This is a genomic window from Sphingomonas sp., from assembly GCF_017304635.1.
GTDB lineage: Bacteria > Pseudomonadota > Alphaproteobacteria > Sphingomonadales > Sphingomonadaceae > Sphingomonas.
In genome coordinates, this window is the sequence record NZ_JAFKMA010000001.1 from 771413 (window position 1) to 790891 (window position 19479).

Below are 19479 nucleotides of genomic sequence, written 5' to 3' on the forward strand. Positions count from 1 at the left end.
GCGTCGCTCCGCTCCTCGCAATGACGGGGTGGGTCAGCCCGCGACGGGGAGCTTGACCGTACCGTCATCGTCGCGCTCGAGCGGGCCGTAGGCGATCACCGTTTCGAGCAGCAGCTTGCCGTAGATGTGCGGGAACAGCGCCCCGCCGCGCGATTCCTCCCATTTCAGGCTTGACCCGAACGACGTCAGGTCGATCGCGGCGACCCACAAGTCGCGTTGCCCGGCGAAATGCTTGTCGACCGTTTCGGTCAGTTGCTCGGCGGTCGAGAGGTGGATGTAGCCGTCCGCCTGATCGACCGGCGCGCCCGCGAACGTATCGGCCTCCAGCGCGCGCATCTGGTCGGCGGTCAGCACTTTGTAGGCGGTGGTGGGTCGGTCGGTCATTCGCCGCCCTCGGGTCCCGCCGCGCTGTCGTCGGCGGTGTTCGCCCCCGTATCCGGCGCCACCGCGCGGTCCTCGGCCAATGTCAGGTCGGCCTCGGCATCGCCTTCGGTTTCCTCGATCCGCGCGGCGGAGACGACATGCTCGTTATCGGCCACGTTGAACAGCCGCACGCCAGCCGAGCCGCGCCCGATCACGCGGAGATCGCCGAGCGACATGCGGATCAGCTTGGCCTGATCGGTGACGAGCATCAACTGGTGCCCCTTGGTCGCCGGGAAGCTGGCGACGACGGGACCGTTGCGCTTGATGTTGTCGATGTTGGTGATGCCCTGGCCACCGCGCCCGGTGCGACGATATTCGTAGGCCGAGCTGAGCTTGCCGTAACCGTTGGCGCAGACCGTCAGGATGAACTGCTCGCGCGCCTGCAACTCGGCGAAGCGGTCGACGGCGAGGTCGGGCTCGCCTTCCTTCTCCGCCTTCCACGGGGCGAAGCGGAGATACGCCTCGCGCTCCTCCGCGGTCGTGCCGACGCGGTGGAGGATCGACAGCGAGATGACCGCGTCGTCCCCATCCTTGTTTTGGCCCAGCCGCATGCCGCGCACGCCGGTCGAGGCGCGGCTCTGGAATTCGCGCACCTCGTCGCCGGCGAAGCGGATCGCCTTGCCCGCCCGCGTCGCCAGCAGCACGTCGTCGCCCGCATCGAGCAACGCCACGCCGATCAGCTTGTCGTCGGCATCCTCACCCTCGAACTTCATCGCGATCTTGCCGTTCGACGGCACGTTGGTGAACGCGTCCATGCTGTTGCGGCGGACCGATCCGTTGGCGGTCGCGAACATGACGTGGAGCTTGCCCCATTCCGCCTCGTCCTCGGGCAGCGGCAGCACGGTCGAGATCGTCTCGCCCTCGGCCAGCGGGAGCAGGTTTATCATCGGCCGCCCGCGCGTGTTCGCGCCGCCCTCCGGCAAGCGCCACACCTTCATTCGATACACGCGACCGAGCGTCGAGAAGAACAGCACCGGCGTGTGAGTCGAGGTGACGAACAACTCGGTGATCGCATCCTCGTCCTTGGTCGCCATGCCGGAGCGGCCCTTGCCGCCGCGACCCTGCGCGCGGAACGTGTCGAGGCTGGTGCGCTTGATATAGCCCTGCACGGTCACGGTGACGACCATGTCCTCGCGCTCGATCAGGTCCTCGTCCTCGATCCCGTCGGCGGCGGCGGCGATCTCGGTCCGGCGCGGCGTCGCGAATTGCTCGCGGACGTCGACCAGTTCTTGGCGCAGCACTTCGTAGAGCCGCTCGCGGTCGGCCAGGATCGCGAGCAGTTCGGTGATCGAATCGGCCAGCGTCTTCAGCTCGTCGCCGATCTCGTCGCGGCCGAGCGCCGTCAGGCGATGGAGCCGCAGGTCGAGAATCGCACGGACCTGCAAGTCGGACAGACGATAGGTGTCGCCGGTCACTTCCGCCTCGACCGCCTCGACCAGGCGGATGTACGGTGCGATCTCGGCGATCGGCCATTCGCGCATGAGGAGGGCGTTGCGCGCTTCGGTCGGGCTCGCCGAGCCGCGGATGATCCGCACCACTTCGTCGAGGTTGGTGACCGCGATCACCAGGCCCAGCAACAGGTGCGCCCGCTCGCGCGCCTTCGCCAGTTCGAACTTCGAGCGACGGGTGATGACCTGCTCGCGGAACTGGATGAACGCCTGGATGAAATCGCGCAGGTTGAGCAGCTCGGGCCGCCCGCCGCGGATCGCCAGCATGTTGGCGGGGAACGAGCCTTGCGCCGGAGTATGCCGCCACAGCTGGTTGAGCACGACGTCGGTGGTCGCGTCGCGCTTCAGTTCGACGACGACGCGAACGCCCTCGCGATTCGACTCGTCGCGGACGTCGCTGATCCCCTCGATCCGCTTGTCCTTCGCGGCCTCGGCGATCTTCTCGACCAGCGCGTTCTTGCCCTGCTGGAACGGGATTTCGGTCAGGACGATCGAGCGCTTGTCGCCGCGCCCTTCCTCGATCTTGTATTTCGAGCGGACGATGATCGACCCGCGCCCGCTCTCGTAGGCGGCGCGCGCGCCCGAGCGGCCGAGGATAACCGCACCGGTCGGGAAGTCCGGGCCCGGCACGATCTCCATCAGCTCCTCGGTCGTGATCGCGCCGTTTTCCATATAGGCGAGGCACGCGTCGATCACTTCACCGAGATTGTGCGGCGGGATGTTGGTCGCCATGCCGACCGCGATGCCGCCGGCGCCGTTGACCAAGAGGTTGGGGAAGCGCGCGGGCAGGACCGACGGCTCGTTCTCCGAACCGTCGTAATTGGGGACGAAATCGACCGTGTCCTTGTCGAGATCCTCCATCAGGAACGCGGACGGCTTCGCTAGACGCGCTTCGGTGTAGCGCATCGCGGCGGGCGGATCGGGGTCCATCGAGCCGAAATTGCCCTGGCCGTCGATCAGCGGCAGCCGCATCGACCAGTCCTGCGTCATGCGCGCCAGGGCGTCGTAGATCGCGGTGTCGCCATGCGGATGATATTTGCCGATCACGTCGCCGACGATGCGGGCCGACTTGCGATAGGGGCGGTTGTAGTAGAACCCGCTTTCTTGCGCGGAGAACAGGATGCGGCGATGGACCGGCTTCAGGCCGTCGCGCACGTCGGGCAGCGCACGGGCGACGATCACGCTCATCGCGTAATCGAGGTAACTCGTCTTCATCTCCTCGACGATGGAGATGGGGGAAATATCGCTAGGGTCGGCGAGGAGAGTCTCGTCGGTCAACGGTGACGCTTTCGACAGTGTTACGGGGTCGTGACTATCCTAGCGGAGCCGACCGCCGAAGACCACCCCGCAGACGCGACCGATCGGCGGTTCGCGCGAAGACGGTACGGTTCAGCCGGGCAAGGCCATGCAGGCATCCGCGACGGTCCTGGCGTTGCCGAGCGACGGCAACGTGCGGGCGCGGGCATTCTACGAAAAGCAGGGCTTCGTGCCCGTCGGCCAGCGTCAGTATCAGGTCGGCGCAACCCTGTGCGACGACGTCATCCACGCCCTGACGCTCTAGCTGGCCGGCTTGTCCGTCTTCCACAGCGCATCGATCCGCGTCTGCGAGCCGCCGCGTTCGTGCAGCCGCATGCCGCTGACGTTCAAGTCGCGACCGCGGACGAACGTGCCCAGCACGCCGTGCGCTTCCCACACGATGTCGAACACGCCGGTCGTGCTCATCGGCTTGTCGCCGTCCATATAGTTGACCGTCAGCAGGATCGGCAGCTTGCCGGTCTGGCGGCCGGGGCCGTCCTTCGTCGCCTTCAGCAGCGCCCCGCGATACCAGTCGCCGGCGATCGTCTGCGTCGCGCTCGTCTGCGTGCCGATGCCGAGATCGGTCGGGAACGTGACGCTGATGTCGCCGAGCTGATGGCGATCGTCGGCCGTCAGCACGACATCCTTGCCGCGCATCTTCCAGCGCACGTCGTAGCGCGATCTGTCCTTCGCTTCGGCTGCCTGCGTCGCCTGTTTGTCGGCCTCGTCCGCCTTGCGATCGTGCCAGCTCAGCCACAGGCTGATCGCCGCGATGATAAGTCCCGCGACCGCGACGAACTCGCCGAGGTTGAGCCAGCGACGGCGGGTAGCGGCCGCCTCGGCACGTTCGGCCGGGGTCGGGGGCAGGGGGTCGCTCACCGCCCGCCAGCCTCGAGCAGACGACGCGGCGCGACCATTTCCCAGCTGATCGCGATCCGCTCCTCGATCCGCTCCCAGTCGGTGGCGTCGCCGATCAATTCCATCCCGACCCAGCCGGACGGACCGAGATAGGGCGGCACGTGGTAGAAATCCGGGTCCATCTCGACCAGCATCGCCTGCTCCTCGCGGCCGCTGGTCTTGACTATCACCGCGGTGTGGCCGTCGTTATGATGGTTGTGCCAGACATAGGCATACACCTTGCCCTTCTCGATGAAGAAGGCGGGCGACCCGTGCGACAATTTCTCCGCCGCTTCGGGATAGGCCAGGCAGATCGCGCGGACGCGGGCGAGGTCGGACTCGTAATTGGGGCTCATCGCGCGGCGAACTCTGCCAGAATGCGGGGGTAAAGGCGATGCTCTTCCACGAGCACGCGCGCGGCAAGCGTGTCGGCATCGTCGCCGGGCAGGACGGGTACGCGCGCCTGGCCGAGCACCGCGCCGCCGTCGAGCTCCTCGGTCACGACATGGACCGAGCAGCCCGCCTCGGCATCGCCCGCCGCGATCGCGCGCGCATGCGTATCGAGCCCCTTGTAGAGCGGCAGCAGCGAGGGGTGGATATTGACGATCCGCCCGCGCCATTCGGCGACGAACGCATCAGAAAGCAGGCGCATGTACCCGGCGAGCGCGACGATCTCGACGCCGGCGTCACGCAGAGCGCCGGTCATCGCGGCCTCATAGGCGGGTTTGCCGATACCCTTCGGCGACAACGCGAACGTCGGAATCCCGTGCTCGCGCGCCCAGACGAGGCCGGGGGCGTCGGGTTTGTCGGAGGCGACCACCGCGACCTCGTACGCGTCGCCGGCATGCTCGACGAGCGCCATCATGTTCGACCCGCGGCCCGAAATGAGGATGGCGACCTTCTTCACCGCCACGCTGCCCCGGCTGAGCTACGCATGATGTGTGGACAACCAGTCGGCGCGCGCGCTCCACGTTTCGGTCGAGCCGCTGACGGTGCAGCCGCGCTCGCCGGTGACGATCTCGCCGACCGTGAAGACCGTCTCGCCCGCTGCTTCGAGCGCCGCGCGGACCGCGTCGGCCTGCTCAACCGCCACGATCGCGATCATGCCGATGCCGCAGTTGAAGGTCCGCGCCATCTCCTCCGGCTCGATCGCGCCCTGCGCCTGGAGGAACGCCATCAGCCGCGGCTGCGGCCAGCGATCGGCGTCGATGTTCGCATGCACGCCCGCCGGCAGCACGCGCGGGATATTCTCGAGCAGACCCCCGCCGGTGATGTGCGCGAGGCCCTTGATCTGCCCCGCCGCGATCAGCGGAAGCAGGCTCTTCACGTAAATCCGCGTCGGCGCCATCAGCGCGTCGATCAGGAGCGTGTCGGCGTCGAAGAGCGCCGGGCGGTCGAGCTTCCACCCCTTGTCCGCCGCCAGCCGCCGCACCAGCGAATAGCCGTTCGAATGCACCCCCGACGAGCGGAGGCCGAGGATGACGTCGCCCGGGGCGATGTCCTTCCCCGTCAGCACGCGATCGCGCTCGACCGCGCCGACGCAGAAGCCGGCGAGGTCGTAATCGCCGTCCGCGTACATGCCCGGCATCTCCGCCGTCTCGCCGCCGATCAGCGCGCAGCCGGCCTGGCGGCACCCCTCGGCGATCGACGCCACCACCGTCTCGGCGACGGCGTTGTCGAGCTTGCCCGTCGCGTAGTAATCGAGGAAGAATAGCGGTTCCGCACCCTGCACGATCAGGTCGTTGGCGCACATCGCGACCAGGTCGATGCCGACGCCGTCGTGCCGCCCGCTGTCGATCGCGAGCTTCAGCTTGGTGCCGACGCCGTCGTTTGCCGCGACCAGCAGCGGATCGGTGAACCCCGCCGCCTTCAGGTCGAAGAACCCGCCGAACCCGCCGAGCTCGGCATCGGCGCCCGCGCGCCGCGTCGCCTTCGCCAGCGGGCCGATCGCGCGGACCAGCGCGTTGCCGGCCGCGATCGAGACGCCGGCATCGGCGTAGGTATAGGGGCCGTTCGAGGTGTCGCTGTCGCTCATGCGAGCCGCCTAGCGACAACGTGCTTGGATTTCCACGCCTGCTTCGCCAAAAGGGCGCCCGTCATGCGCCGTGCCCGTCTTTTTTCCGCCTCGGGCGTCCTCGCGATGCTCGCGATCGTCGGCGCCGCCGGGATCGTCTGGGCCCAGGCGAGCGACACGATAGACATCAACGCGCCGAGCGATGTCGGCGGCAGCTTCGAGGTGGACGACGTCGCGGTCGACACGACCGGTCCGACCGCCGACGCCGCGCGTTTTGCGGGCTGGCGGCTGGCGCAGCGCAAGGCGTACATGATGCTCGCGCGCAAGATGGGCGAGGGCGCCGGCGCGCCGTCCGATTCGGTGCTCGACCAGATGGTGACCGGAATCGTCATCCAGGACGAGCGGATCGGCCCCAACCGCTATATCGCCAAGCTCGGCGTGCTGTTCAGCCGCGCCAAGATCGCCGGGCTGCTCGGCGCGAGCGGCGCCGGCATGCGGTCGTCGCCGATGGTGCTGATGCCGGTGATGGTGACGGGCGGTGCGGGCGTCACCTTCGAGCAGGACAATCCGTGGAGCCAGGCCTGGGCACGCTTCCGCGCCGACGACAGCACGGTCGATTACGTGCGGCCGGAGGGCAATGGGATCGACTCGTTGCTGCTCGATGTCGGCCAGGCGGAAAGGCGCGATCGCTATTGGTGGCGCAACGTGCTCGACCATTATGCGGCGGCCGACGTCCTCGTCGCGAGCGTCACGCTGGCGCGGCAGTGGCCGGGCGGGCCGGTGATCGGCACGTTCGAGGCGCGGCATGGGCCGGACAATCGCCTGCTCGGCCGCTTCTCGTTGAGCGTGCAGAGCGCGGACGGCATCACGGCATTGCTCGACACCGGCGTGAAGCGGATCGACGCGATCTATCAGGCGGCATTGCTCGGCGGGTCGCTCGGGATCGATCCGAGCCTCGCCTATATCGCGCCGCCGATGCCGACGCCGACCGCGACGCCGACCCCGGTCGAGACCGCCACCGCCGCCAGCGACACGCCGGTCGCGGGCGCTACCGCGATCATGATCCAGTTCGATACGCCCAGCGCCGCCGCGGTGGCCTCGGCCGAAGCGACGGTGCGCGGCATCCCCGGCGTCAGCGGTGCGTCGACCATCAGCCTGGCGATCGGCGGGGTGTCGGTGATGCGGCTCGATTATGTCGGCGATCCGGATGCCCTGCGATCGGCGTTGCAGGCACGCGGCTATGCGGTCGGGCGGAACGGCACGACGTTGCGGATGCGCCGCGCGAGCCTGCCGCCGCCCAACGTGCCGTCGGACGCCACGACCACCGGATGAGCCAGCTCGGCCTGCCGCTGGCGTGGCCGCCCGGTCCCGGCGACGACGATTTTCTGGTGACCGCATCGAACGCGCAGGCTTTCCACCTGCTCGAACGTTGGGCGACATGGCCGGTCAAGACCGCTTTGCTGGTCGGCCCGCGCAAGTCGGGGCGGAGCCTGCTGGCGCGGCTGTTCGCGACACGGAGCAACGGCAGCGTGATCGACGATGCCGACCGGCGATCGGAAAAGGACCTTTTCCACGCCTGGAACACCGCGCAGGCGGACCGGCGCCCGCAATTGTTCGTGGCGGAGACGGCGCCGCCTGACTGGCGCGTGTCGATCCCCGACCTCCGTTCGCGCCTTGCCGCCAGCCCGGTCGCGACCATTGGCCAGCCCGACGACGACCTGATGCACGCGCTGTTGCAGCGCCAGTTCGATCGCCGCCAGCTCGATGCGCGGCCCGACCTCGTGACGTGGCTGGCGAAGCGGCTCGAACGCAGCTTCGTCGCGATCGAACGCGCGGTCGATGTGCTCGATCAGGACATGCTCGAACGTCGCAAACGCTTGTCGATTCCGCGCGCGCGCGCCACACTGGCCGACGCGGGAATCATCGGTCCCGTCGACGAGCACGGACCCCAATGACTCGCCCCGCCCACCTCACCCGCCTGGCCCATCACGACGAAGACCCGTTCGAAAGCGGGGAGGGGGGCGAGCGCTTCTTCAACCGCGAGTTGAGCTGGCTCGCGTTCAACCGCCGCGTGCTGGAGGAGGCGTGCAATCCCGCGCATCCGCTGCTCGAACGGCTGCGCTTCCTGTCGATCTCGGGATCCAACCTCGACGAATTCTTCATGGTGCGCGTCGCCGGGTTGATGGGGCAGCAGAAGCAGGACGTCGAGCGCCGCTCGCCGGACGGGCTGACCACGCGCGAGCAACTCGCGGCGATAGTCGAGTCGGCCGATTCGCTGGTCGAGGATCAGCGCAGTATCTGGCGCGACTTGCGGCGCCAGCTCGCCGATGCCGGTATCCAGGTGCTCGGCTCGCGCCAGATCGACGACGCGGTGTCGCCGGAAGAGGCGGCGTGGCTGGAAGCGCATTTCCGCGACCAGATCTTCCCGATCCTGACCCCTCAGGCGCTCGACCCCGCGCATCCGTTCCCGTTCATTCCCAACAAGGGGCTGGCGGTGATCTTCGACCTGGTCCGCGCGTCGGACGGGGAGGCGATCCGCGAGCTGGTGATGCTGCCCGCCCCGATGGCGCGGTTCGTGCGGATGCCGGGCGAGAAGGCGCGCTACGTCGCGGTCGAATCGCTGGTGAAACGATTCTCGTCGATCATCTTCCCGGGCTATGCCGTCGCCGGCGCCGCAGAGTTCCGCGTGCTGCGCGACAGCGACATCGAGATCGAGGAGGAGGCGGAGGATCTGGTCCGCTACTTCGCCAACGCGATCAAGCGGCGGCGGCGCGGGCGGGTGATCCGGCTCGAGCTCGAATCGGGCATGCCCGAGGGGCTGGGCGCGGTGCTGCGCGACGAACTGGCCGGGGGCGACGCCTTCGCCACCGAAAGTGGTGCGTTCCTCGGCCTCCACGACCTTGAAGCGGTGATCGACGAGAATCGCCCCGACCTGAAGTTCGTGCCCTTCGCGCCGCGTTTCCCCGAGCGGATCCGCGAGTTCGGCGGCGACTGCTTCGCCGCCATCAAGGCCAAGGACATCGTCGTCCATCACCCGTACGAGACGTTCGAGGTGGTGATCGAATTCCTGAAACAGGCCGCCGCCGATCCCGACGTCGTCGCGATCAAGCAGACGTTGTACCGCGCGGGCAAACAGTCGGCGGTCATCAACGCGCTGATCGCGGCCGCGGAAAGCGGCAAGTCGGTGACGGCGGTGGTCGAGCTGAAGGCGCGGTTCGACGAGGAGCAGAACCTGCTCTGGGCCTCCGCGCTCGAACGCGCCGGCGTGCAGGTGGTCTATGGCTTCTTCGACTGGAAGACGCACGCCAAGGTGTCGCTGGTGGTGCGACGGGAGGCGGGCGAGTATCGCACCTACTGCCATTTCGGCACCGGCAATTATCACCCGATCACCGCGCGCATCTATACCGACCTCAGCTTCTTCACCGCCGATCCGGAGATCGGCCGCGACGCCGCCCAGATCTTCAATTACGTGACCGGCTATGTCGAACCGACGCTGTCGCTGATCGGCATTTCCCCGCGCGACCTGCGCCCGCGCCTGACCGCGTTGATCGATACCGAGATCGACAATGCACGTGCCGGCAAGCCAGCGGCGATCTGGGCGAAGATGAACTCGGTGGTCGATCCCGCGATCATCGAGAAACTGTACGAGGCGTCCAATGCGGGGGTCGAGATCGACCTCATCATCCGGGGCATCTGCTGCCTGCGTCCCGGTGTGCCCGGCATGTCGGAGAACATCCGCGTCAAATCGGTGATCGGCCGCTTCCTCGAACACAGCCGCATCTGGTGCTTCGGCAACGGCAAGGCGCTGCCCAACGATGGCGCGAAGATCTTCATCTCCTCGGCCGACTGGATGCCGCGCAATTTCGACCGCCGCGTCGAATACATGCTGCCGATCCTCAACCCGACCGTCCACGACCAAATCCTCGATCAGGTGATGGTCGCCAACCTGATCGACAACGAACAGAGCTGGGTACTCAATCCCGATGGCAGCTACGACCGGCTCGAGCCGGAGGGCAAGCCGTTCAACCTGCATCGCTATTTCATGACCAACCCGTCGCTCAGCGGGCGCGGCGCGTCGCTGGAGGGCAAGGCGGTGCCCAAGCTGTCGCTGGCGCGGCGGTCCTAGCGCGACATGGCGATGCTCCTGTTCAGCAAGCCGCGCAGCGAGGCGGCCATTGCCGAGCCGCGCACCGCGATCATCGACATCGGGTCGAACTCGATCCGCCTGGTCGTCTATCAGGGGCCGGCGCGGTTGCCGGCGACCTTGTTCAACGAAAAGGTGATGGCGGGGCTCGGCAAGGGACTTGCCGAAAGTGGACGGCTGAGCGACGAATCCATCGCCATCGCGGTCGCGACGCTCGACCGTTTCGCCGCTTTGGCGCGCGAGATCGAGGTGACCAGCCTGCGCACTGTCGCCACCGCGGCCGTCCGCGAGGCGGCGAACGGGCGCGTGTTGCTCGACGCGGCGGCGAAGATCGGCCTGCCGGTCGAGCTGATGTCGGGCGAGAAGGAAGCGATCGCCGCGGGCATGGGCGTGCTGTCGGCGATCCCGGAGGCGGACGGCATCGTCGGCGACCTGGGCGGCGGCAGTCTCGAACTGGTGCGCGTGAAGAAGGGCGAATTGCGCGACCGCGTGTCGTTCCCACTCGGCGTGCTGCGCGTTGCGGCTTTGCGCCAGAAGGGTAAGGGCGCGATCGATCGCCGCGTCGCCAAGCTGCTCGACCAGTCGGGCTGGGCGGGGAAGGGGAAGGGCCTGCCGCTCTACCTCGTCGGCGGTTCGTGGCGCAGCCTGGCGCGGCTCGACATGCATGCGACTCGCTATCCGCTGCCGATCATCCAGCAATATGCGATGACGCCCGACACGATCGCGCGGCTGGTGCGGACAGTCAGCCATGTCGGGAAGGGCGTGTTGAAGGAAGTGCCCGGCGTGTCGTCGCAGCGCGCGCCGATGCTCAACGATGCGGCGGCGGTGCTGGCGGCATTGCTCCGTCACCTAAAGAGCGAGCGGACGGTGGTGTCGAGCTTCGGTCTGCGCGAAGGACTGCTCTACGAAGCGCTCGACGCCGAGACGCGCGCGCAGGACCCGCTGATCGTCGCGGCGCGCGCCGATGGCCAACGGCTGGGCCGCTTTCCCGAACATGGCGACCTGCTCGACCGCTGGATCGCGCCGCTGTTCGAGGATACGCCGGCGATGAAGCGCTTGCGGCTGGCGGCGTGCCTGCTCGCCGATGTCGGCTGGCATGCCAATCCCGAGTTCCGGGCCGAACGCGGGATCGAGATCGCGCTGCACGGCAATTGGGTGGCGATCGACGCGCGCGGCCGGGCGATCGTGGCGCAGGCGCTGTGGACGTCGCTCGGCGGCGGCAACGACTCGCCGCCGGCCATCGCCGCACTGGCCACGCCCACCGATCTCAAGCGCGCGGTGCAATGGGGGCTGGCGATGCGGCTCGGCCAGCGGCTGTCGGGCGGGGTCGCCGGCCCGCTCGAACGCGCGCGACTGGGGGAGGACGGGTCGGCGCTGACGCTGCACCTGCCGGGCGACGACGCCGCGCTGTATGGCGAGACCGTGCAGCGCCGCCACGTCGCGCTGGCCACCGCCTGCGACCGAACGCCGGTGCTGACGCGCTAGGGTCTGACCCTAGGCTTCGGTCCGCGTCATCTTGAGCTTGCCGCCCTTGACCGCGAACGCCAGCCGACCCTCGACGAGGTCGAGCGCGTCGTGGCCGAACTGGTCGTAGCGCCAGCCCTCCAGGATCGAGAGACCCTGGCGTTGTCCGGCGGCCAGCGCCTCCAGTTCCTCCGACCGGGCGAGCAGCCGCGAGGCGACGTCGATGTCGCGGCTCCTGATCTTGAGCAGCAGCTTGAGCAGGTCGGCGACCAGCGCGCCGTCCTTGCCCAGTCCCGGCTTGCGGTCGTCGCGCGGCGGCAGTTCGGCATCGGTCATCGGCTTGGCATCGGCGATCGCCGCCATCAGCCGCCCGCCGATATCGTTCCCCGCCCACGTCGCCGACAGTCCGCGTACCTTCGCCAGATCGCCCTGTTTCTTCGGCGGGTGGCTGGCGAGATCGGCCAGCGTCTCGTCCTTGACGATGCGACCACGCGGCAGGTTCTTGCCCCGCGCCTCCGCCTCGCGCCACCGCGCCAGCGCCTTCAACCGGCCGAGCACCTCTGGCTTGCGCCCCGCGATCCGCACGCGCTTCCACGCCAGATCGGGATCGTTGGCGTAATTGGCGGGGTCGGCGATCCGCTCCATCTCCTGATCGAGCCAGGCGCCGCGCCCGGTCTTCTTCAATCGCGCCAGCATCTTGGGGAAGATCCGCGCGAGATGCGTGACGTCGCCGATCGCGTAATCGACCTGCCGCGCCTCGAGCGGGCGCCGCGCCCAGTCGGTGAACCGCGCGCCCTTGTCGATCGGGATCCCCAGCCAGCTGTCGACCAGGTTCGAATAGCCGATCTGCTCGCCTTGCCCCAGCGCCATCGCCGCGATCTGCGTGTCGAACAACGGGTGCGGCGTCTTGCCGGTCAGGTTGTAGATGATCTCGATGTCCTGCCCGCCGGCATGAAAGACCTTCAACACCTCTTCATTGTCGACCAGCAGGTCGAGCAGCGGCTGAAGATCGATACCCGGCGCCAGCGGATCGATCGCCGCCGCCTCGTTCTCGTCGGCGACCTGGATCAGGCAGAGTTCGGGCCAATAGGTCGATTCCCGCATGAACTCAGTATCTACCGCGACGAAATCGGCTTGCGACAGCCGGGCGCACAGGTTGGCAAGCGCGGAACTGTCGGTGATGAGCGGCAAGATGTGCATCGCGCAGCCTTAGCGGGAAAACCGGGCGGGGCAAGAATGTCGGAAGACTGCTCGCTGAGTCCAGAATTGACACATGGCGGCGGGTTTTTTTCTCAAGCGGGGGGATACATTTACGGCTGATTAACGTATTGGACTCGGCGGAGGGCTGGCCCGGATTCGTCCGGACAGGCCTTTAACATGGGTTCGCATCCAACACCCGGCGGCCAGCGGGAACAATCTGCCGATTGATGTAACCTTGTAAAAGGGGAATGAAAATGAAGCGTATTGGACTTCTGGCGCTGGCTTCGAGCTTCGCCATCGCTGCGGCGGCTCCGGCCCACGCGGGTATCTTTATCGCCTACTCGACCAATGGCGGCACGACCTGGAACCTCCTGGCGTCGGACGGTGGCACGCAGACCTCGACGGGTTCGGGTGCGGCGGGCTCGACCACCGTTGCGGCCGGCTATCAGTTCAACGTCGGTGCAACGGGCTATCCGTTCTCGGCGCAGCCGGACTTCCTGACCAACTCGATCAACGTCCAGTCGGCGGGCAACGGCGCGTCGACCCTGCTGGTCGCGTTCACGCAGACCAACATGAACTCGTTCACCGGCACGCTGGGGAGCTCGTTCACCGCGAACTCGCTGATGGGTTCGGCGCAGAACGTGACGATCTCTTCGTACTACAGCGCCAGCAACGCGCTGTACGGCGGCACGCTGCTGCAGTCGAAGAACTTCACCACGGGCCCGAGCACGTTCGTCGGTACCAACGCCCTCGCGCTGACGGGTCCGTTCTCGGAGACGACGCTGTACACGCTGAACTTCGGCGCGGGCAACGGCACGTTCAACTCGACCGCGCAGCTGACCGCGGTGCCGGAGCCGGCCACCTGGGGCATGATGATCATGGGCTTCGGCCTGATGGGTGCGGCTCTCCGCAGCCGCAAGACCAAGGTTGCTTTCGCCTAATAGCGACGAGCTTCTTCAAGGAGGGTGTCGGCCGAAAGGCCGGCACCCTTTTTTGTTGCGCCGACGATGTCGCATGGATTTCCGTCGCGGCGATGGCCCGCGCGTCGTTTCACCGCCCATTTCAATACTTTGAGCAGCGCCGTCCCGCGATGAGACACGTGTCATCGTAATGCAGGAAAACTTGCCGCGCTCCGGCGGGAGCGTTTACCTTTTGTAAACGTATCCCCTTCGGCGACGCCCGATCTCGATCGACGGCGACGCCTGGGTTCGACGAGCGGCGGGGACTGGCCCCGGTTGCGGTCGGGTTCGAACAAGGGGAAAGTAATGAAGCGTATCCTGCTCGCATCGTTGACGTCGAGCATCGCCATCGCGGCGGCCATGCCGGCCGACGCGACGATCTTCATCGGCTATTCGCTGAACGGCGGCGCCATCACGCAGCTGGCCAGCGATACTGCGACACCGGGCGCCACGCGCTACACGGGCGTCGTCGGCAATTATCTGTTCAACCTCGGCGTTCTCGGCACGCCGATGCTGACTCAGCCATCGCTCATGACTCAGGCGATGGTCACGCAGATCGACAATGGTCAGACCGGCCAGAACAACGTCGTCAGCATCTATTTCAGCAATACCGACCTCAGCGCCTTCAGCGGCGGCCTGATGAGTTCGTTCACGTCGAACCTGCTGTCGGGTTCGGCGCAATCGGTGATGATGTCGACCTATTACAATGCCGCCAACGCCGCCTATTCCGGCACGCTGATGAAGATGTCGACCTTCACCGGCCTCGGCGTTGCCCAAGGCGGACCGGCGATCAACGTGGCCGGTCCGTTTTCGACGACGGTCCGCTACGACGTGACGTTCGGTTCCGGCGCCGGCACGACCAACGATACCGTCAATCTCGTCGCGGTTCCCGAACCGGCCAGCTGGGCGCTGATGATCGTCGGTTTCGGGCTGATGGGCGGCGCGTTGCGTAGCCGCAAGACCAAGGTCGCGTTCGCGTAAACGGCGAGCGCGATCGTGTACGGGGAGGGCGCGGCCACGGCCGTCGCCCTCCCTTTTTCATGTCCCGAAGCCGAGCCGGATCGGCGCCGCGGTCGGCGCCACGGGTTGACAAATCGGGAGGGGCTGGGGAGAGCGCGCGCATCTGGGCCTCGTGCGAGCGACGGCCGATCGCGCGCGATGCGGCTTCGCTCGGGCGCAAGCACACGGAAATGTACGAGCCATGCACGCCTATCGCACCCACACTTGCGCCGCGCTGACCGCGGGAGATGTCGGCCAGGACGTCCGCCTGTCGGGCTGGGTGCATCGCAAGCGCGATCATGGCGGCGTGCTGTTCGTCGACTTGCGCGACCATTACGGCATCACCCAGGTCGTCGCCGACAGCGACAGCCCGGCGCTGCCGATCCTCGAATCGCTGCGCGCGGAATCGGTGGTGACGATCGACGGCACCGTGAAGGCGCGCGCGGAGGGCACGGCAAACGCCAACCTCGCCACCGGCGCGATCGAGGTGTTCGCGAAAAGCGTCACCGTGCAGTCGCCGGCCGCCGAACTGCCGCTGCCGGTCGCGGGCGAGGCCGACTATCCCGAGGACATCCGCCTCCGCTACCGTTTCCTCGACCTGCGGCGCGAGCGGTTGCACGCCAACATCATGCTGCGCAGCCACGTCATCTCGTCGCTGCGTCGGCGGATGATCGACCAGGGTTTCACCGAGTTCCAGACCCCGATCCTGACCGCCTCCAGCCCGGAGGGCGCGCGCGACTATCTAGTCCCGAGCCGCGTCCATCCCGGCAAGTTCTACGCGCTTCCCCAGGCGCCGCAGATGTTCAAGCAATTGCTGATGGTCGCCGGCTTCGACCGCTACTTCCAGATCGCGCCCTGTTTCCGCGACGAGGATGCTCGTGCCGATCGCAGTCCGGGCGAGTTCTACCAGCTCGATTTCGAGATGAGCTACGTGACCCAGGACGACGTGTTCGCCGCGATCGAGCCGGTGCTGCACGGCGTGTTCGAGGAATTTGCCGACTGGCAGGGCAAGGGCCGCACCGTGTCGCCGCTACCGTTCAAGCGCATCCCCTATCGTGAATCGATGCTGAAATACGGCAACGACAAGCCCGACCTGCGCAACCCGATCGTCATCACCGACGTGTCGGACCACTTCACCGGCTCCGGCTTTGGCCGTTTCGCGTCGATGGTCGAGGCCGGCGACGTCGTCCGCGCGCTGCCCGCGCCCGCGACGCATGACAAGAGCCGCAAGTTCTTCGACGACATGAACAGCTGGGCGCAGAGCGAAGGCTTCCCTGGCTTGGGCTATGCCACGCAGAAGGACGGCGTGTTCGGCGGCCCGATCGCCAACAACCACGGGCAGGAGGGGATGAAGGCGATCGCCGACGCGATGGGCCTGGGCCCCAACGACGGCATCTTCTTCGCCGCCGGCAAGGAAGCGCAGGCTGCCAAGCTTGCCGGGCTGGCGCGAACGCGCGTCGCCGAGCAACTCGGGCTGATCGACGACAAAAGGTTCGAGTTCTGCTGGATCGTCGATTTCCCGATGTTCGAATATGACGAGGATGCGAAGAAGGTCGACTTCAGCCACAACCCGTTCTCGATGCCGCAGGGCGAACTGGAAGCGCTGGAGAGCAAGGATCCGCTCGATATCCTGGCGTATCAGTATGACATCGTCTGCAACGGCGTGGAGCTGTCGTCGGGCGCGATCCGCAACCATCGGCCGGAGATCATGTACAAGGCGTTCGAGATCGCCGGATACAGCCAGGCGGACGTCGACACCAACTTCGCCGGCATGATTAACGCCTTCAAGTTCGGCGCGCCGCCGCACGGCGGGTCGGCACCGGGGGTCGATCGCATCGTCATGCTGCTCGCCGACGAGCCCAACATCCGTGAGGTCATCGTCTTCCCGATGACGCAGAAGGCGGAGGACCTGATGATGGGCGCGCCGAACTTCGCCACCAACAAGCAGTTGCGCGAGCTCAACATCCGATTGATCGAGCAAGACGATACGTTGAAGGCAAAAGCAGTAACGGGTTCAGTCGATCCCGCCGCGGGCTGAGGCTTGAGCATGGCGCGATCCGGGCTAGGGTCGCGCCATGACGATCGACCTCTCCGATTACGAAGCCGGCGCCACGTACGACGGCGATTACGACCACGACCTCGCCCATTTGCAGAAGCGGCTGGCGCACATCCAGGTCGCGCACATCGTTCATCAGCGGCGCGCGGTGGTCCTGTTCGAGGGCTGGGACGCCGCCGGCAAGGGCGGGATCATCCAGCGGATGACCGCCGAATGGGACCCGCGCAACTACAAGGTCTGGCCGATCAAGGCGCCGACCGAGGAGGAGCGCGCCCACCAGTTCCTGTGGCGCTTCTGGCAACGCCTGCCGGCGAACGGACATATCAGCGTGTTCGACCGCTCGTGGTACGGGCGCGTGCTGGTGGAACGCGTCGAGGAACTGACCCCCGAGACGGCATGGCGTCGCGGCTATGACGAGATCAACGAGTTCGAGGCGCAGCAGGCCGATTGGGGCACGACGATCGTCAAGCTGTTCGTCCATGCGACGCAGGCGGAGCAGGACGACCGGCTGAAGGCACGGCTCGACCATCCGTGGAAACGCTGGAAGACCGGCCTCGAAGACTATCGCAACCGCGCCAGACGTGCCGATTATCTCGAGGCGATGGACGAGATGTTCCGCCGCACCGACACGCGCTGGGCACCGTGGATCGCGATCGACGGCAATGACAAGAAGGCCGCGCGGATCGCCGCGCTGACGGCGATCGCCGATCGACTGGAAGCCCATGTCGACATGACCCCGCCGCCGCTCGACCCCGAATTGGAGAAGGTGGCGAAGAAGGCGCTGGGGTTGTAGGAAGGCGGCATGTTGGATCGCTATTTCCTTCGCCATCCGCGCAGCGTCGGCGAAAGCTATGGCGAGCATGCGGCCACGGCGTTCGGATTCGGCATCCGGATGATCGGCGGCGGCCTCGCGGCGATGGTGCACGCGGTCATCCCGGCACTGTGCACCCGGACCGCGTCGGCGACGGTCAAGCGGCTGTACGACCAGATGCGCGCGCGCCAGCCGGCCTTCGCCGAACAGCCGCCGGCGCATCGCGCGCCCGAATGGCAACTCGAATACGAAATCTGACGCGACCATGATGATCCGGCACGTCGCGATCGTCGGCGCGGGCTTTTCCGGCACGCTCCAGGCGATCAACCTGCTCCGCCACGACGGTCCGCGCGCGACCCTGATCGAACGAGCGGCGGAGCCGGGCAAGGGGCTCGCATACGGGGCGGCGCACCCCAGCCACGTGCTCAACGTCCGCGCCGGCAACATGAGCGCGCTGCCCGACGATCCCGGTCACTTCGTCCGCTGGCTGACCGAGCATGGCAAGGGCGATACGACCAGCTTCGCCGAGCGCGTGACCTACGGCGCATATCTCCGCGACATGCTCGACCAAGCGATCGCCGCGAGCGGCAACCGGCTCGAGGTGCGGCGCGGCGACGTCACCGACATCGCCTGCGACGACGGCGGCGCGCGGCTCACGCTGGCCGACGGCACGACGCTCGCCGCCGATGCCGCCGTGCTGGCGGTCGGCAACCTGCCGCCACACGATCCGCCGGGGTTCGGCGGCGCGCTGTCGCCCGACCGCTACAAGAGCGATCCGTGGGATCCCAGCGTGGCGACGGGGCTGGACGATGGGGATACCGTGCTGCTGATCGGTACCGGGCTGACGATGGTCGATATCGCCCTGATGCTGGAGGCGAGCGGCTATCGCGGCAGGATCGTCGCGCTGTCGCGGCGCGGGCTGCTGCCGCGCCGGCACGACGCGCCCGCGCCGGGGCCGGGCCTGCCCGAGCGTCCGACCGAGTCGCCCGCCGATCTGCTCCGCCGCGTGCGGGCGCGGGGCGAGGCGATCGGCTGGCGGGCGGCGGTCGACGAACTGCGCCCCTACACGCAGGCGATGTGGGCCAATGCCAGCGAAGCGGAGCGTGAGCGCTTCCTGCGCCACCTGCGCCCGTGGTGGGACGTGCACCGCCACCGCCTCGCCCCGCAAGTCGCCGACCGGCTCGAGGCGATGCGAGACCGCGGACAACTCGAAGCGGTGGCGGGCAAGACCATCGCCGCCGAGGAGACGCCGGACGGTATCGCCGTCACCTGGCGCCGGCGCGGGAGCGAGACGGTCGAGCGCACAATGTTCCGCCGGATCGTCAACTGCACCGGGCCGCAGGGCGACCTCACGCGGACGACCGAGCCTTTGCTCGCGACGCTGCGCGATCGCGGCGTGATCCGCGCCGATCCGGCGCGGCTGGGGATCGATGTCGATGGCTGCGCCCGGACGATCGCGGCGGACGGCCTGCCCAACGAGCGACTCTACGCGCTCGGTCCGATGACTCGCGGCGCGTTCTGGGAAATCGTCGCGGTGCCCGACATCCGCCAGCAGACGTGGAACCTCGCGCGGCGCCTGTCGAACGCGCAATGGGTGGGCGGCGAGGGGCTGTGAGGCGAGTCGCGGTGCCGCTCGCCATGTAGGATTTCGTCTGTCACGGCGCGTCGGATGACGGCGACGCCAGCGGATATCCAGGACCGATCGAGGTGGGGCGGCTCTGCTACCCTTCCTTTCCGTCATCCCCGCGCAGGCGGGGATCCATTAACG

At 67.4% G+C, this 19479-nt stretch carries 18 protein-coding genes; 11 read left to right on the forward strand and 7 right to left on the reverse strand.

Going from position 1 to position 19479, the window contains the following annotated elements; genetic code table 11:
• Window positions 1–33: 33 nt before the first annotated feature.
• Window positions 34–384 (reverse strand): DUF952 domain-containing protein, encoded by a 351-nt coding sequence (locus J0I47_RS03915; protein WP_294045124.1) that lies wholly within the window; start codon window positions 382–384, stop codon window positions 34–36.
• On the reverse strand, window positions 381–3149 hold the full coding sequence (gene gyrA / locus J0I47_RS03920) for a DNA gyrase subunit A (RefSeq protein ID WP_294045125.1): 2769 nt from the start codon (window positions 3147–3149) through the stop codon (window positions 381–383). The genes J0I47_RS03915 and gyrA overlap by 4 nt, the downstream gene beginning before the upstream one ends.
• A 127-nt stretch (window positions 3150–3276) precedes the next feature.
• On the opposite strand from gyrA, the gene J0I47_RS03925 reads away from it, so the two are divergent.
• Complete coding sequence (locus J0I47_RS03925) at window positions 3277–3432, forward strand: hypothetical protein (RefSeq protein WP_294045126.1); 156 nt, start codon at window positions 3277–3279, stop codon at window positions 3430–3432.
• Here the strand turns inward: J0I47_RS03925 and J0I47_RS03930 are convergent.
• The 4 genes from J0I47_RS03930 to purM all read right to left on the reverse strand — a co-directional run bounded on the left by J0I47_RS03930 (window position 3429) and on the right by purM (window position 6099).
• Complete coding sequence (locus tag J0I47_RS03930; protein WP_294045127.1) at window positions 3429–4046, reverse strand: hypothetical protein; 618 nt, start codon at window positions 4044–4046, stop codon at window positions 3429–3431. The two genes, J0I47_RS03925 and J0I47_RS03930, sit on opposite strands and share 4 nt — an antisense overlap.
• Window positions 4043–4420: an MmcQ/YjbR family DNA-binding protein gene (locus J0I47_RS03935; protein ID WP_294045128.1), complete on the reverse strand. Its 378-nt coding sequence runs from the start codon at window positions 4418–4420 to the stop codon at window positions 4043–4045. Before J0I47_RS03935 ends, J0I47_RS03930 begins: the two co-directional genes overlap by 4 nt.
• Window positions 4417–4929: a phosphoribosylglycinamide formyltransferase gene (purN, locus tag J0I47_RS03940; RefSeq protein WP_294045853.1), complete on the reverse strand. Its 513-nt coding sequence runs from the start codon at window positions 4927–4929 to the stop codon at window positions 4417–4419. Before purN ends, J0I47_RS03935 begins: the two co-directional genes overlap by 4 nt.
• A gap of 63 nt (window positions 4930–4992) precedes the next feature.
• Window positions 4993–6099, reverse strand: coding sequence for a phosphoribosylformylglycinamidine cyclo-ligase (purM, locus tag J0I47_RS03945; protein WP_294045129.1), 1107 nt, complete (start codon window positions 6097–6099; stop codon window positions 4993–4995).
• A gap of 63 nt (window positions 6100–6162) precedes the next feature.
• On the opposite strand from purM, the gene J0I47_RS03950 reads away from it, so the two are divergent.
• From J0I47_RS03950 to J0I47_RS03965, 4 genes are read left to right on the forward strand one after another with little or no spacing between them, the layout of a single operon-like run.
• On the forward strand, window positions 6163–7410 hold the full coding sequence (locus J0I47_RS03950) for a heavy-metal-associated domain-containing protein (RefSeq protein ID WP_294045130.1): 1248 nt from the start codon (window positions 6163–6165) through the stop codon (window positions 7408–7410).
• Window positions 7407–8033, forward strand: coding sequence for a DnaA/Hda family protein (locus J0I47_RS03955; RefSeq protein WP_294045131.1), 627 nt, complete (start codon window positions 7407–7409; stop codon window positions 8031–8033). The genes J0I47_RS03950 and J0I47_RS03955 overlap by 4 nt, the downstream gene beginning before the upstream one ends.
• Window positions 8030–10204, forward strand: coding sequence for an RNA degradosome polyphosphate kinase (locus J0I47_RS03960; protein ID WP_294045132.1), 2175 nt, complete (start codon window positions 8030–8032; stop codon window positions 10202–10204). Before J0I47_RS03955 ends, J0I47_RS03960 begins: the two co-directional genes overlap by 4 nt.
• A gap of 6 nt (window positions 10205–10210) precedes the next feature.
• A complete protein-coding gene (locus tag J0I47_RS03965; protein ID WP_294045133.1) occupies window positions 10211–11707 on the forward strand; it encodes a Ppx/GppA family phosphatase in 1497 nt (498 codons plus the stop codon).
• Between the two features lie 9 nt (window positions 11708–11716).
• Here the strand turns inward: J0I47_RS03965 and rnd are convergent, their stop codons facing one another.
• Complete coding sequence (rnd, locus tag J0I47_RS03970; protein WP_294045134.1) at window positions 11717–12886, reverse strand: ribonuclease D; 1170 nt, start codon at window positions 12884–12886, stop codon at window positions 11717–11719.
• A gap of 254 nt (window positions 12887–13140) precedes the next feature.
• Between rnd and J0I47_RS03975 the strand changes: the two genes are divergently transcribed.
• The 6 genes from J0I47_RS03975 (at window position 13141) to J0I47_RS04000 (ending at window position 19326) form a co-directional block, all read left to right on the forward strand.
• A complete protein-coding gene (locus tag J0I47_RS03975; protein WP_294045135.1) occupies window positions 13141–13827 on the forward strand; it encodes a PEPxxWA-CTERM sorting domain-containing protein in 687 nt (228 codons plus the stop codon).
• A gap of 324 nt (window positions 13828–14151) precedes the next feature.
• The gene (locus tag J0I47_RS03980; protein ID WP_294045136.1) at window positions 14152–14826 is read left to right on the forward strand and encodes a PEPxxWA-CTERM sorting domain-containing protein; all 675 of its coding nucleotides are present in this window, start codon (window positions 14152–14154) and stop codon (window positions 14824–14826) included.
• A 220-nt stretch (window positions 14827–15046) separates the two neighbouring features.
• Complete coding sequence (gene aspS / locus J0I47_RS03985) at window positions 15047–16882, forward strand: aspartate--tRNA ligase (RefSeq protein WP_294045137.1); 1836 nt, start codon at window positions 15047–15049, stop codon at window positions 16880–16882.
• 37 nt (window positions 16883–16919) lie between these two features.
• Window positions 16920–17693 (forward strand): polyphosphate kinase, encoded by a 774-nt coding sequence (locus J0I47_RS03990; RefSeq protein ID WP_294045138.1) that lies wholly within the window; start codon window positions 16920–16922, stop codon window positions 17691–17693.
• A 9-nt stretch (window positions 17694–17702) separates the two neighbouring features.
• Window positions 17703–17969, forward strand: a complete 267-nt coding sequence (locus tag J0I47_RS03995) for a DUF6356 family protein (RefSeq protein ID WP_294045139.1) — start codon at window positions 17703–17705, stop codon at window positions 17967–17969.
• Window positions 17970–17979: 10 nt separating this feature from the next.
• Window positions 17980–19326 (forward strand): FAD/NAD(P)-binding protein, encoded by a 1347-nt coding sequence (locus J0I47_RS04000; RefSeq protein ID WP_294045854.1) that lies wholly within the window; start codon window positions 17980–17982, stop codon window positions 19324–19326.
• Window positions 19327–19479 lie beyond the last annotated feature (153 nt).

Excerpts from the sequence above, each read along its gene's own strand:
- J0I47_RS03915 (WP_294045124.1), bottom strand. The coding sequence starts at position 384 with ATGACCGACCGACCCACCACCGCCTACAAAGTGCTGACCGCCGACCAG.
- J0I47_RS03925 (WP_294045126.1), top strand. The coding sequence starts at position 3,277 with ATGCAGGCATCCGCGACGGTCCTGGCGTTGCCGAGCGACGGCAACGTG.
- J0I47_RS03935 (WP_294045128.1), bottom strand. The coding sequence starts at position 4,420 with ATGAGCCCCAATTACGAGTCCGACCTCGCCCGCGTCCGCGCGATCTGC.
- purN (WP_294045853.1), bottom strand. The coding sequence starts at position 4,929 with ATGATGGCGCTCGTCGAGCATGCCGGCGACGCGTACGAGGTCGCGGTG.
- purM (WP_294045129.1), bottom strand. The coding sequence starts at position 6,099 with ATGAGCGACAGCGACACCTCGAACGGCCCCTATACCTACGCCGATGCC.
- J0I47_RS03950 (WP_294045130.1), top strand. The coding sequence starts at position 6,163 with ATGCGCCGTGCCCGTCTTTTTTCCGCCTCGGGCGTCCTCGCGATGCTC.
- J0I47_RS03955 (WP_294045131.1), top strand. The coding sequence starts at position 7,407 with ATGAGCCAGCTCGGCCTGCCGCTGGCGTGGCCGCCCGGTCCCGGCGAC.
- J0I47_RS03960 (WP_294045132.1), top strand. The coding sequence starts at position 8,030 with ATGACTCGCCCCGCCCACCTCACCCGCCTGGCCCATCACGACGAAGAC.
- J0I47_RS03965 (WP_294045133.1), top strand. The coding sequence starts at position 10,211 with ATGGCGATGCTCCTGTTCAGCAAGCCGCGCAGCGAGGCGGCCATTGCC.
- rnd (WP_294045134.1), bottom strand. The coding sequence starts at position 12,886 with ATGCACATCTTGCCGCTCATCACCGACAGTTCCGCGCTTGCCAACCTG.
- J0I47_RS03975 (WP_294045135.1), top strand. The coding sequence starts at position 13,141 with ATGAAGCGTATTGGACTTCTGGCGCTGGCTTCGAGCTTCGCCATCGCT.
- J0I47_RS03980 (WP_294045136.1), top strand. The coding sequence starts at position 14,152 with ATGAAGCGTATCCTGCTCGCATCGTTGACGTCGAGCATCGCCATCGCG.
- aspS (WP_294045137.1), top strand. The coding sequence starts at position 15,047 with ATGCACGCCTATCGCACCCACACTTGCGCCGCGCTGACCGCGGGAGAT.
- J0I47_RS03990 (WP_294045138.1), top strand. The coding sequence starts at position 16,920 with ATGACGATCGACCTCTCCGATTACGAAGCCGGCGCCACGTACGACGGC.
- J0I47_RS03995 (WP_294045139.1), top strand. The coding sequence starts at position 17,703 with ATGTTGGATCGCTATTTCCTTCGCCATCCGCGCAGCGTCGGCGAAAGC.
- J0I47_RS04000 (WP_294045854.1), top strand. The coding sequence starts at position 17,980 with ATGATCCGGCACGTCGCGATCGTCGGCGCGGGCTTTTCCGGCACGCTC.